Source organism: Ramlibacter sp. (assembly GCF_035548915.1).
In the GTDB taxonomy this organism is placed as follows: Bacteria; Pseudomonadota; Gammaproteobacteria; order Burkholderiales; family Burkholderiaceae_C; genus Ramlibacter.
Genome location: NZ_DASZSE010000046.1, coordinates 1 through 13,312, shown reverse-complemented (window position 1 = coordinate 13,312; position 13,312 = coordinate 1). Strand labels below are relative to the sequence as shown.

Below are 13,312 nucleotides of genomic sequence, written 5' to 3'. Positions count from 1 at the left end.
TCCTGCTTCGCTCACATCTTGTGCGGGGCGCTCACGCCCAGCACGGCGAGGCCATTGTGCAACACCTGGGCGCAGGCGGCGACGAGCGCGAGGCGAGCGCGCTTCACGGTTTCGTCATCCACCAGGATGCGCTCGCTGTCGTAGTAGCTGTGATAAGACGCCGCCAGCTCGCGCAGGTAGAAGGTGACGTCGTGCGGCGCGAAGTCGGCCGCGGCCTGCGACAGCATCTGCGGATAGCGCGCGAGCTGCAGCATCAGGTTCAGCGCGGCGGGCGACTCCAGCGCCGACAGGTCGGCCTCTTTCAGCGACTGCGCATCGCCGCCCCAGAGCGCCAGCACCGAGCGGATGCGCGCATGCGCATACTGCACGTAGTAGACCGGGTTGTCGTTGTTCTGCGCCACGGCCAGGTCGACGTCGAAGGTGTATTCCGTATCGGGCTTGCGAGACAGCAGGAAGAAACGCACCGCATCCTTGCTGGTCCACTCGATCAGGTCGCGCAGCGTCACGTAACTGCCCGAGCGCTTGGAAATCTTCACTTCCACGCCGCCGCGCATCACGCGCACCATCGTATGCAGGACGTAGTCCGGGTAGCCCGGGGGCACGCCGACGCCCGCGGCCTGCAGGCCCGCGCGCACGCGCGCGATGGTGCCGTGGTGGTCCGTGCCCTGGATGTTCACGACCTTCAGGAAGCCGCGTTCCCATTTGGTGATGTGGTAGGCGACGTCGGGCACGAAGTACGTGTAGCTGCCGTCGCCCTTGCGCATGACGCGGTCCTTGTCGTCGCCGTAGTCCGTGGTCTTCAGCCACAGCGCGCCGTCGTGCTCGTAGGTCTTGCCGGCCTCGCGCAGGCGATCCACCACGTGGTCCACCTTGCCGCTCGTGTACAGGCTCGACTCGAGGAAGTAGTTGTCGAAGCGGACGGCGAACGCCTTCAGGTCGAGGTCCTGCTCGTGGCGCAGGTAGGCCACGGCGAACATGCGGATGTCGTCGAGCGCCTGGGCGTCGCCGCTCGCGGTGAATTCGCGGTCGTCGGACTTCACCGACTTCTTCGCGAGGAAATCGTTCGCGATGTCCTGGATGTATTCGCCGGCGTAGGACGCTTCGGGCCAGTCGGGGTCGCCCGGCTTGATCCCCTGGATGCGCAGCTGCACGGACCGCGCGAGCGTGTCGATCTGCACGCCCGCGTCGTTGTAGTAGAACTCGCGGTAGACGTTCCAGCCCTGCGTTTCGTACAGATTGCAGATCGCGTCGCCGAGCGCGGCCTGGCGGCCGTGGCCCACGTGCAGTGGGCCGGTCGGATTCGCCGACACGAACTCCACCATCATGCGCTGGCCGTTGGCCGGCTGGTCGCCGAAGAGCTCGCCTGCTTCGAGCACTTCGCGCACGATCTGCCGCTTCGCCTCGGGCTTCAGGCGGATGTTGATGAAGCCCGGCCCCGCGATGTCGATGCCTTCCACCCAGCGGACGAAAGCGTCGTTCGCTTGCAGTTCGGCGCGGAGCGCCTCGGCGAGCTGACGCGGGCTCTGCCGGAGTGGCTTGGCCAGCTGCATGGCCGCCGTCACGGCAAAGTCGCCATGGGCGGCGACCTTGGGCGATTCGAACGCGGCCTTCTCGCCCGCGCCGGGCAAGAGCCTTTCCAGCCCGGCGGCCAGCGCGCCGAGCAGATCCTGTTTCACGCGGAGCATGGTCCCGATTTTACGGGCGGCGGCTCCATGCCTTTCGTCCAGCTCAGGCGCCGCCGAATCCGCGCGCGAGGAACACGGCGGCCAGCGGGATCAGGGGAACGATGTGGGCCTGCACCATGACCCACTTGCGCACCTGCCGCACTTCGTCGGCCGCGGGCAGGCTGCCGTCGGCGCGCAGCGCCCTGCGCCAGCGGATGAAGCGCAGTGTGGGCGCGATCGAAATCAGGCCGACGGCGGCGAAGAGGACGAGCTTCACGTAAAGAAGCGGATTGCCCCAGTACCAGCCCGCGCCTTTCGCGCCGAAGAAGACGCGCGCGAGTCCGGTCGCGAGCACGGCGAGCGCGGCGATGCCGTACACGCGATCGACGAGCGCGAGCCGCTCGACGACGACCGCGTTGAGCCATTCGGGGCGGCACAGGGCCGCTTCGCTCGAGAGAAACACGACGAGCGTGAGGATGGCGAGGATGTGGGCGTAGGCGAGCAGGGCTTCCTGGGTCATGGCTGCATTCTCCGGCGGGGGAGGGGGCGTGCGGGGGTGGCTTTCAACGCAGAGGCGCGGAGAAGCGCAGAGGGCCGCAGAGGAAATTCAAGATGAAAATTCTCTGCGGCCCTCTGCGGCCCTCTGCGTGACCTCCGCGCCTCTGCGTTGAACACGACAGCCACACTACACCCCCTTCCAGAACCGCGCCTGCGCATAGTGATGCTTCAGGAAATCGATCCACAGCCGCACGCGCAACGGCAAGTGCTTGCGCTGCGGAAAGACGGCATAGATCCCATTCGGCGGCGCCGAGAACTCCGCCAGCACTTCGACGAGCCGGTCTTCGGCGATCTCGCCTTCCACCTCCCACGTGCTGCGCCACGCGATGCCGAGACCCTGCAGGCACCAGTTGTGCAGCACCTGCCCATCCGAACAATCGAGCGGGCCCGAAGGGCGGATGTGCAGGATCTCGTCGCCCACACGGAAGGCCCAGCCGCGCGTCTGCGACGCCTCGCTCGAAAGCGTGAGGCAATCGTGCTTCGCGAGGTCGTTCGGATGATTCGGCGTGCCGCGCCGCTTCAGATAGTCCGGGGTCGCGACGCATAACCGGCGGTTGTCCGCGAGCCGCACGCTCACGAGCGACGAATCCGGGAAGTCGCCCACGCGGACCGCGCAGTCGTAGCCCTCGCCCGCGACGTCGACCACGCGGTCGCTCAGGTTCAGCGAAATGGTCACGTCCTCATGCAGCGCGCGAAAACGCGGCACGAGCGGCGCTACATGACGCCGCCCGAAGCCGGCCGGGGCGGTGACGCGCAGGTGACCGCTCGCCTTCACCCCGCCCGCACTCACGCTCGCCTCCGCGTTGGAGAGATCGGCGAGCAGGCGCTGGCAGTCTTCCAGAAAGGCCGAGCCCTCGTGCGTGAGCGCGATGCGGCGCGTGGTGCGAACCATGAGCTTCACACCGAGCCGCTCCTCGAGCGCGTCCAGCCGGCGGCCGACGATCGCGGGCGCAACGCCTTCGGCCCTGGCGGCCGCCGCCAAGCTGCCTCGCGTCGCCACCGAGACGAACGACTCCAGCTGCTTGAACTTGTCCATCGCCTGCCGATGATACGCAGCGGCCTTCGCCAGCGTGGCCAACGCCCCGGAGGGTCAGTTTTCGGCGATCACGCGGCGTGCCGCCAGCGCATCGAGCTCGGCATCGGTATAGCCCGCTTCGCGCAGCAGCTCCCGCGTGTGCTCGCCCAGGCGCGGCGGATCGAGCCGCACGCCGGGGCGATGGCCGTCGAGCGTGAGGGGCAGCAGCGGCACGCGCGTCTCGCGTCCGTCCGCGAGCTTCAGCGCAGCAAGTCCGCCCGTGCGATTCAGATGCGGATCGTCGAAAAGCTCCTGCGGACGCGTGATCGGCGCGAAAGGCAGCCCGTTTGCTTCGAACCGCTCGGACAGCTCCGCGGCGCTCACGTGCGCGAGCCGCTCGCGCAGCTGCGGCAAGAGCCACTCGCGCGCGCGCACGCGATCGTTGTTCGTCTTCAGGCGCTCGTCGGCCTTGAGGTCGGCGAAGCCGAACGCGTCGCAAAAGACGCCCCATTGCGTGTCGCTCACCACCGCGAGAAACACCTGCGCGCCGTCCTTCGCCGTGAACACGTCGTAGATGCCCCAGGCCGAGATGCGTCCGGGCATCGGCGCCGCGGGCTGCCCCGTGACGGCGTACTGCATCATGTGCTGCGCGACGAGAAACACGTTGTTCTCGAAGAGGCCGCTTTGCACCTCCTGGCCGCGACCGGTCTTTTCGCGCTGCGCGAGCGCGGCCATGACGCCGATCGCACCGAACATGCCGCCCATGATGTCGTTCACGCTCGCGCCCGCGCGCAGCGGGTCCCCGGGGCGGCCCGTCATGTAGGCGAGCCCGCCCATCATCTGCACGACCTCGTCGAGCGCGGTGCGGTGGTCGTACGGGCCGGGAAGAAATCCCTTGAGGCTCACGTAAACGAGGCGCGGGTTGAGCTGCGCGAGCGTTTCGTAGTCCAGGCCCAGCTTCTTCATCGTGCCGGGCTTGAAGTTCTCGCTCACCACGTCGGCTTTGGCGATGAGCCTGAGCGCGGCCTCGCGACCCTCGGGCTGCTGCAGGTCGAGCGCGATGCTCTTCTTGTTGCGGTTGAAAAGCGGAAAGAATCCGGCGCCCGAACCGAGCAGGCGCCGCGTGTTGTCCCCCGCCACCGGTTCGACCTTGATCACCTCCGCGCCGAGGTCCGCGAGCACGAGCCCGCAGGTCGGGCCCATCACCATGTGCGTGAATTCGACGACGGCAAGGCCCGCGTACGGAAGATCGTTCGTCATGGCAGCAAGTCTGCCACGCCGCGCCGGCCGGCGCGGGCGAAGCGACGCTCGCGGGCCGCGGTGTCCGCGCCGCTACTCGGCCTTGAAGCCCGACGCCTTGATCGGCGCTTCCCACCGCTTCAGGTGCATCGCCTGTGTCGTCGCGAGTTCGGAAGCGCCCGCGTAGTTGGGCACGAGACCGAACGCGTAGATCTTCTCCTGGATGTCGGGTGCCTTCAGCGCCTCGGCCACGGCCTTGTCGATGCGGGCGACCACATCGGGCGACATCCCCGGCGGCCCGTAGAGGCCGAAGAACGCATCCGCCGCCGTGTTGATGCCCGCTTCCTTCAGCGTCGGCACTTCGGGCAGCGCCTTCATGCGCTGCTCGCCCGTGACGGCGATGATGCGCACCCTGCCCGCCTTGTGATGCTCGATGGTCTCGGATGCGGTGTCCACCATGAGCGGAATCTGCCCGCCGATCAGGTCCTGCGCCGCGGGCGCTCCGCCGCGATACGGCACGTGCGTGAGCGGCACGCCCGACGCCTGCGCGATCAGGAGCCCCGCGAAGTGCGGCACGGTGCCCGCGCCGGAGGTCGCGTAGTTCGCCTTCGACGGATTCGCCTTCATCCACGCGAGCACGGTCTTCAGGTCCCCCGCGGGCGCCCCGGGGCCCACGGTGACGGCGAAGTCGAACGTGACGACGCGCGCGATCGGCGTGAAGTCCTTGATCGGGTCGTAGTCGAGCTTGTAGAGCCAAGGCGCGATCACGAGCCCGCCGCTGGGCGACAGCACGAGCGTCTGGCCGTCGGGCACGGCGCGCTTCAGGTCGCCGAGCACCACACGGCCGGCGGCGCCGGCCTTGTTGTCGACGATGACGTTCTGCCCGAGCGACACCTTCATCTTCTCGGCCAGCAGGCGGGCGATCACGTCGACCGAGCCGCCGGGCGGAAAGCCGACCAGAATCTTCACTGTCCTGTCCTGCGCGAAGACGGCAGGCGCGGCAAGCGTTGCCGCGGCGAATGCGGCGAAATGACGGCGCTTCATCGAGATCCCTCCGGAAACGAATACATTGGAATCGACTCGGCCGTGCACCAGCATCGGGCCGCACCCGCTGAACTACAAAGTAGTAGGAGACAGGCCATGACGGTGATCGACGTCCACACCCACATGTTCACGCACAGGTGGCTCGAGCTGCTGCAGGAAAAAAGCGGCATCTACAACGTGCAGGTGCGCCCCGACGGGCAGCGCGAAGTGTTCCGGGGCAACACGCCGGTCGTGATCCCGCAGAAGGGCCACTTCGACTGGGACCTGCGCATCGGGCACATGGACCAGTCCGGCATCGACGTCTCGGTGGTGTCGCTCACGTGTCCCAACGTCTACTGGGGCGGCGAGGAAATCAGCGTGCTTGCCGCGCGCGAGGCGAACGACAACGTGGCCGATGCCCAGGCGCGCTTTCCCGACCGCATCCGCTGGTTCGCATCGCTCCCCTGGGAATACCCGCAGCGCGCCGTGGAGGAACTGGAGCGTTCGTGCGCGAAGGGCGCGGTGGGCGTGATGGTGCTGGCCAACGTCGCCGGCCGCAGCCTCACCGAGCCGGCCTTCGCGCCCATCTGGCAGGCGATCGACCGGCGCGGGCTGCCGGTGCTCGTGCACCCGACCGATCCGCCCGGCGTGGACTTCATGGACATGACGAAGTTCGACCTCTCGTGGTCGGTCGGCTTCATGTTCGACACGACGCTTGCGATCACGCGGATGATCTTCGAGGGCTTCTTCGATGCCTACCCGAATCTGAAGATCATCGCCTCGCACGGCGGCGGGACGCTCCCCTATCTCGTCGGCCGCTTCGAGAAGGGTGACGAGGTGGAACTGCCGCAGCGCCGGCAGATGAAGCGAAAGCCCACCGACTACCTGCGCCACATCTACTACGACAGCATTACCTACGACGTGCGGCCGCTGAAGTACCTCGTCGAGATCGTCGGTGCGGACCACGTGATGCTCGGCACCGACTGGCCCCATTGGGTGCACGACACGCGAGGCGCCTTCGCGAACACGGCGCAATTGCCCGATGCGCAGTGCAAGGCGATCCGCGGAGCCAACGCGATGCGGGTGTTCGGCTTCTGATTACGCGCATTTCAGTCATGGATAACCCGCCTGGGAGCGAATCAATCGGCGCCAGAGTCTGCAATACAGTTCCGTCATGGATCAACCCGAGGCGGTTCTCTTCGATGCCTACGGCACGCTCTTCGACGTCTACAGTGTCGGCCTGCTTGCCGAACAGCTCTTCCCCGGCCACGGGGCGGCGCTGGCCGTGCTCTGGCGCGACAAGCAGATCGAGTACACGCGGCTCGTCACGACGAGCAACGACGGCGCGCACTACCGGCCGTTCTGGGAGCTGACGCGCGCGGGCCTGCGATATGCATGCAAGCGGCTCGCGCTCGACCTCACGGCCGAGCGCGAGGAGCGCCTCATGAACCAGTACCGGCATCTCTCCGCGTTCCCCGAGAACCGCGAGGTGCTGCAGGCGTTGAAAGCCAAAGGCGTCGTCACCGGCATCCTTTCCAACGGCGACCCGGAGATGCTGGGCGTCGGCGTGCGCAGTGCGGGGCTCGAGGATCTCCTCGACCACGTCCTTTCGGTTGACGCCGTGCGCAAGTTCAAGACGCATCCCGCGGCCTACCAGCTCGGCGTGGACGCCACGCGGCTTGCGCCCGGGAAGATCCTCTTCGTGAGCTGCAACGCCTGGGACGCACTCGCGGCCACGTGGTTCGGCTTTCGCACGCTGTGGGTGAACCGCTACCAGATGCCTTTCGAGGAACTCGGCACGCAGCCGACCGCCACCGGGGCGACGCTGCGCGACGTGCTGTCTTTCTTCTGACCTTTTCATCACACGACGACACAAGAGGAACCCCGTGAGCGATCGCACCCAGGTTCATGGATTGCAAGTGGACGGCGCGCTGAAGCGCTTCATCGACGAGGAAGTGTTGCCCGGCACCGGCACGGACAGCGCGAAATTCTGGGCCGGCTTCGATGCGATCGTGCGCGACCTGCAGCCGAAGAACCGCGCGCTGCTGGCCGAGCGCGACCGCCTGCAAGGCGAGATCGACACGTGGCATCGCGCCAACCCCGGCCCGATCCGCGACATGCGGGCCTACCGGGCCTTTCTCGAGAAGATCGGCTATCTCGTGCCGCCGCCGAAGGACGTGCAGTCCACCACCGCCCACGTCGACGCCGAGCTCGCGCTGCAGGCCGGGCCGCAACTCGTCGTGCCGATCCTGAACGCGCGCTACGCGCTCAACGCCGCCAACGCGCGCTGGGGGTCGCTCTATGACGCGCTCTACGGCACCGATGCGATTGCCGAAGACGGCGGCGCGCAGAAGGGGCCCGGCTACAACGAAGTACGTGGCGCGAAGGTGATCGAGTACGCGCGCGGCGTGCTGGACCAGGCCGCGCCGCTGGAAGGTGGCGCGTCGCACAAGGACGCCGTCGGTTACCGCGTCGAGAACGGCAAGCTGATGGTCGCGCTGAAGGGCGGCAAGACGGCGGGGCTCGAGGACCCGGCGCAATTCACCGGTTACCAGGGCGATGCGGCCGCGCCTTCTTCGGTGCTTCTGAAGCGCAACGGCCTGCACCTGGACGTGCGCATCGATCGCACGCACGCGATCGGCGCAACCGATGCGGCCGGCGTGAGCGACATCGTCCTCGAAGCGGCGCTGTCGACAATCCTCGATCTGGAGGACTCGATCGCGGCCGTCGATGCCGAGGACAAGCTGCTGGCCTATCGCAACTGGCTGGGCATCCTGCGTGGCGACTTGACCGAGGAAGTGGCGAAGGGCGGCAGGACGTTCACGCGCGGCCTGAACCCGGACCGCGTCTACCAGTCCGCGGACGGCAGGGGCGAAGTGCGGCTGCACGGCCGATCGCTGCTTTTCGTGCGCAACGTCGGCCACCTCATGACCAACCCCGCGATCCTGGTAGACGGCGGCGGCGAAATCTACGAAGGCATCATGGATGCCGTGATCACGACCGCGATTGCCGTGCATGACCTGAAGGGTCTTGCGGTGAACGGCATCCGCAACTCGCGCACCGGCTCGGTCTACATCGTGAAGCCGAAGATGCACGGCCCGAAGGAAGTGGCTTTCGCGAGCGAACTCTTCGGCCGCGTGGAGGAACTCTTCGGCCTGCCGGCCGACACCGTGAAGCTCGGCATCATGGACGAGGAGCGGCGCACGAGCGTGAACCTGAAGTCATGCATCGATGCCGCGAAGGCGCGCGTGGCCTTCATCAATACGGGCTTTCTCGACCGCACGGGCGACGAGATGCACACGGCCATGCTCGCGGGTCCGATGTTCCGCAAGGGCGACATGAAGACGAGCGCGTGGATCCAGGCCTACGAAAAGAGCAACGTCCTCGTCGGATTGGCGTGCGGCCTGCGCGGCCGCGCGCAGATCGGCAAGGGCATGTGGGCGATGCCGGACCTGATGCGCGCGATGCTGGAGCAGAAGATCGCGCACCCGCGCGCCGGCGCCAACACGGCCTGGGTGCCTTCGCCCACGGCAGCCACGCTGCATGCGCTGCACTACCTGCAGGTGGACGTTTTCGCGATCCAGCGGGAGCTGGAGAAGGTTTCCGCCGATGCCGAGTACGAGAGTCTGCTCGCGGGCCTGCTCACGATTCCGGTCGTGCCCGAAGCGAAGTGGAGCGCCGAGGAGCGCCAGCAGGAGCTGGACAACAACTGCCAGGGCATTCTCGGTTATGTGGTGCGCTGGGTGGACCAGGGGGTGGGCTGTTCGAAGGTGCCCGACATCCATAACGTCGGCCTGATGGAAGACCGTGCGACGCTGCGCATCTCATCGCAGCACATCGCCAACTGGCTGCATCACGGCGTGGTGACGAAGGAGCAGGTCGAGGAAACCTTCCGGCGCATGGCCGCTGTCGTGGATCGTCAGAACGCGGGCGATCCGCTGTACAAGCCGATGGCGGGGAACTGGGAGACCTCTCACGCGTTCCGAGCCGCGCGCGACCTCGTGTTCAAGGGGAAGGAACAGCCGAGCGGGTACACGGAGCCGCTGCTGCATGCGTGGCGGCTGAAGGTGAAGGCGGGTGGGTGGTCCGGCGAATGAGCATTGGCGGTTGATGGGTTTGATCGGCCGGGACCGGTGAGCGAACGGGCTGGTTCGGCTGCGCGATCTCGCGGAACTTGGGGCGGAAATCGAGCGCGCGAGCTCCGCGCTCGCCGGCGCGGACGGTGCCGGCTCCCAGGCTTCCTGGACTGTCGGCGCCGGTTGAATTCTGACCCTGCCGATTCAATTCTGACCCGGGGCTGGAAGCTGGCAGCGAGGCCGACGACTGTAAACAAGTGTAGGGCAAGGCCCTTTTCCCAGCGCGATCGACGCAGTGCGCGCGGGTTCAACAGCGCAGGGCGTCTTCGCCGCCGCAGCAGCATCGCCCACTTGCTCGTCTTCCATCGTCATTAGCTCCTTCGTGAATTGGAGTGCCGACGATTGCGGATGGATCAGGATAAGGCAACTACGGGGATGCGCGGACACCTACAGCGAGCCGCCGCCAGGCTGCAACGCACAGATGAACGAAGAGGGGCCGCTTGTCACAGCGGCCCCTCTCTTTCTTTAGCAGCTCCCCCGCAGGGGAGTGGCGAGGGTCTTTCTCGTCCCACAGCTCGTCTATCGCACTCGGGGGACTCCGGGCTGAGGATTCCAGTCGTCGTGGCTTTGGTCGCTCAGAATCAACCCGAAGGTGAGATGAATGGCTTCGACGATTTCCATCACACGCTTCTCATGCTGAGAGTTGGGCGCTTCGTTCTCCAAAGTTCCCATAGCCCTATAGATCAGGGCCAGATGACTCTTTGAAACGGCCTCGCTGCCTTTGAGCAACCTCGTCAACTCACGTGCCCAGCGTTCAGCTTCGGCGAACGCGCCCTCTCGAATCTCTCTCGCATCCTGCACGCCGTTGACCACGTCGAAGAGATGGCGCGTGTACTCGTCTGCTGCGTGATCGATTTCGATGCTCATTGCGAACCTCCGCGATTGGTTGTGAAGCCCGTGCCACCCAGCGTCAGGCCATAGGTTATGGGTCGGTACACCGGCACCTGGGTGATCGGAGTGAAGGGGGTGTAAATCGCTCGCGCAGGCACGCTCTGGTAGATCGATACTTCCTGCGCCCAAATGGAGCGGTGGTAAGGTTCTGACAGCTTGTAGGTATTGGAGCGGCCTGCGGTCTGCCACACCTCGACCTGAGCATTCGGCACCCTGTTCAGGTTGATCGCAACGATGCCATTGCCACTGTCGTAGCCCTTGGGGCCAATAACGACGTCGTAATCACGCGTCGTGCCAATCCACGGGTCATTCTTCAGCGCTCCTCCTTTGGTGCCGAACTTGAAGTTGGCCACGTGATCCTCGGCCGTCCAAACCCCATTCGGATTCTTGGCTATCAACCCCAGCCCGTCGTCCAGCGACGCAGCATCCTGCGCCGTCAGACCTCGGTAGGTCGTGCTTCGAAGCACGCTGTTTTCCGCCAAACGCAAGCCCTGGCCCGCCGTGGCAACACCTCCGAGGAACGGGATGCCCTGATCGACAGCGCTGGCCAGCGCGGGCGAACCCGTGGTCGATTCAACGAGCTGGTACGTCACCGTCGGGATGTTGCCGTAGCCCATGAAGCGGTTGAAGCCCGTGCCGATGGTGTCGCCACCATGGAAGGCCAGAGGAACGCCCAGCGTGGCGCCTAGGCCTGTCGAACTCAGAGTGACGGCGCCCGCCACTTCGAGACCGCCACCGACCATCTGCACCGTGCCGAGCGCTTCTTCCGAATTGCGGAAGTAGTAGTTGGTCGAACCCCAGCCCATGCTGAGCTTTTCGCCAAACGACAGGTTGCTGTTTGCGATGGCACCCATCGACGACCACCAGCCTTGGTCAGCCCTGATCGAGCCGGAACGCAAGCCCGTGCCCTCGACGGCCAGTGGCGGTAGCTCAGTCGAAACGAGAGCAGGTTGAGGCGGCACCTCTGTTGCGACCGCGACGATGTTCCCTTCATTGGCCCACTCGTAGTAGCGCAGCCCTTGGGCGTTTCGTCCGCTGCCGACCAATTGCGAGGCCGGATACATTGATGGAAGCGCGGCGCTGGGGCCGGCACCCATGACAGAAGTGCCCGCATTCCAGTCCACGCCTGCGCCGATTGAAGTCTCGGCGCCAGCCAGCCTTCTCATCCTCGCCAAGTTTTCATCGCGCCACGTGTCGTCGTATCCGCCTTCAGTGCCAACGACCGCCGGCGTCGTGGCCGGGCCGCTCGCTTGCTCCGCCAGACTCGACCCCAGTGCATTCCCAAACGCATCGACTGCAACCTGCTGCACGGCCACTCGTCCGCCCCGCGCCACGGCGGTGGCTGCACCGGCAGCCAGGCCGGTGGCCAGTCGCTTGGCGAACACCTCGCTCGGATCCATGCCGTAGAGCATATTCGGATCGTTCAGCCCCAGTTGGCCCCCGATGGCTTGACCGGCGCCCGCGCCGATAGCGCAGGCCACTGCCGACTGCCAGTTGAAGCCATGCTGAAGGCCGGTGGCCGTTGCCAGTCCCTGCGTCAACGTGTTGCCGACCGCCGCTCGTGCCATCGCCGCTTCGATCCCAGCGCCTTGCAGTGCGCCGACGCCGGCAAGTCCACCCGTGACACCGCCGGAGAAGGCGCTCATGCCGACGCTCTTCCAGTTGATGCTGTCCTGCTCGCCGATCGCAACGCCTGCCGATTGGCTCGCGATCGAGCCCGCCGCACCGCCGATGGCGCCGCCCGCGGCAGCCGCCGCAATGCCCGCCTGACCCGCCATCACGGACAGGCCCGCTTCGATGGTCGCTCCGATGCCTCCGCCGGTGGTGGCCCCGGCCAGCGTCGCCGCACCTAGAGCATCGGAGCCCAACGCTCCGGCAGCGGCGAGTGCGCCGGCGGTGTAGACCGTAACGACTATGGCCACCACGATCATCAGCAACTCACCGAACCAGCTGTGATGCTGCTTGGGCACCGGCACCACCGGCGTCTCGTCGCCGATCACGGCGCTCGGGTCGTAGGGCTTGAAGGTGGTGGCGCTGTTGGCGTTGACTTCCGTTCCCGGAATCTTCAGCACTGCTCCGGGCTTCAGATCCGCGTTGCTGCTCAAGCCGTTCGCATCGGCGATGCGATACCAAAGCCGACTGTCCCCGTAGTACGCCTGCGCCAGTGTTTCGAGCGTGTCGCCTGCGCCCACCACGTGTGTGCGATCCGGCGTGTCCGGGGTGTTGCCCGCCACGCTGTCGAAGCCGAAGGCGAAGTCCGCGATGCTCTCGAACACCGGGTTGCCGTCCTTGTCCTTGGGCTCCTGGCTGTTCACCACATCGCCGTAGCGGCCCAGCACTTCACCGTTCGCAATGAGTTCGCGTTGAACATGCCCGTTCTGGTTCACGTACAGCACCTTGCCGGTCGAGTCGTTCACGATCGTGCGGTCGTTCGCCTGCTGCTCGGTCTTCACGCCGACGAGGTAGCCGTTGGCGTCGTAGACGCTCGTGGTGGTGCCCGCTCCTCCCGTTCCGGTTCCGCTCGTACGCGTTCCGGTTTCCGTCTTCTCGCGGTAGCTCTCGCCCGCCTCGTAGGTGTAGGAGTACTTCAACGTCTGATTCGGGTCCTGCAGCACGTAGCCCTGCACGTTGCCCGCGCCGTCGATGTCGGCGTAGCCGTTGCCGTCCTGGTCGTACCACACCGAGTACTTCAGGTTGTTGCTGTCGCTCGCGTACACGCGCTGCGCAAGCAAGTTGCCGTTGCCGTCGTAGGCGTTGCGCCTGAGCTCCGTGCCGTTGCCCTGGAT

The 13,312-nt window shown here is 66.2% G+C and carries 10 protein-coding genes; 3 read left to right on the top strand and 7 right to left on the bottom strand.

Features of this window, described 5'->3' with window-relative positions; translation table 11 throughout:
• Nucleotides 1-11: 11 nt before the first annotated feature.
• The 5 genes from argS to VHA82_RS20290 form a co-directional block, all read right to left on the bottom strand.
• Complete coding sequence (gene argS / locus VHA82_RS20310) at nt 12-1,685, bottom strand: arginine--tRNA ligase (protein ID WP_325546987.1); 1,674 nt, start codon at nt 1,683-1,685, stop codon at nt 12-14.
• Nucleotides 1,686-1,728: 43 nt separating this feature from the next.
• The gene (locus tag VHA82_RS20305; protein ID WP_325546986.1) at nt 1,729-2,184 is read right to left on the bottom strand and encodes a DUF2214 family protein; all 456 of its coding nucleotides are present in this window, start codon (nt 2,182-2,184) and stop codon (nt 1,729-1,731) included.
• A gap of 165 nt (nt 2,185-2,349) precedes the next feature.
• Complete coding sequence (locus VHA82_RS20300; protein WP_325546985.1) at nt 2,350-3,258, bottom strand: LysR family transcriptional regulator; 909 nt, start codon at nt 3,256-3,258, stop codon at nt 2,350-2,352.
• A gap of 54 nt (nt 3,259-3,312) precedes the next feature.
• On the bottom strand, nt 3,313-4,497 hold the full coding sequence (locus VHA82_RS20295) for a CaiB/BaiF CoA-transferase family protein (RefSeq protein ID WP_325546984.1): 1,185 nt from the start codon (nt 4,495-4,497) through the stop codon (nt 3,313-3,315).
• A 72-nt stretch (nt 4,498-4,569) separates the two neighbouring features.
• Nucleotides 4,570-5,520, bottom strand: coding sequence for a Bug family tripartite tricarboxylate transporter substrate binding protein (locus VHA82_RS20290; protein WP_325546983.1), 951 nt, complete (start codon nt 5,518-5,520; stop codon nt 4,570-4,572).
• Nucleotides 5,521-5,616: 96 nt separating this feature from the next.
• Here VHA82_RS20290 and VHA82_RS20285 point away from each other — a divergent pair, with 96 nt between their 5' ends.
• The 3 genes from VHA82_RS20285 (at nt 5,617) to VHA82_RS20275 (ending at nt 9,596) form a co-directional block, all read left to right on the top strand.
• Nucleotides 5,617-6,597 (top strand): amidohydrolase family protein, encoded by a 981-nt coding sequence (locus VHA82_RS20285; protein ID WP_325546982.1) that lies wholly within the window; start codon nt 5,617-5,619, stop codon nt 6,595-6,597.
• Between the two features lie 76 nt (nt 6,598-6,673).
• Nucleotides 6,674-7,351 (top strand): haloacid dehalogenase type II, encoded by a 678-nt coding sequence (locus VHA82_RS20280; RefSeq protein ID WP_325546981.1) that lies wholly within the window; start codon nt 6,674-6,676, stop codon nt 7,349-7,351.
• Between the two features lie 34 nt (nt 7,352-7,385).
• Nucleotides 7,386-9,596 (top strand): malate synthase G, encoded by a 2,211-nt coding sequence (locus VHA82_RS20275; protein ID WP_325546980.1) that lies wholly within the window; start codon nt 7,386-7,388, stop codon nt 9,594-9,596.
• Nucleotides 9,597-10,154: 558 nt separating this feature from the next.
• Here the strand turns inward: VHA82_RS20275 and VHA82_RS20270 are convergent.
• Both VHA82_RS20270 and VHA82_RS20265 read right to left on the bottom strand, forming a co-directional pair.
• Nucleotides 10,155-10,502 (bottom strand): hypothetical protein, encoded by a 348-nt coding sequence (locus tag VHA82_RS20270; protein WP_325546979.1) that lies wholly within the window; start codon nt 10,500-10,502, stop codon nt 10,155-10,157.
• A partial coding sequence (locus VHA82_RS20265) for a LysM domain-containing protein (protein WP_325546978.1) occupies nt 10,499-13,312 on the bottom strand: 2,814 nt, incomplete at its 5' end. The genes VHA82_RS20270 and VHA82_RS20265, both read right to left, overlap by 4 nt.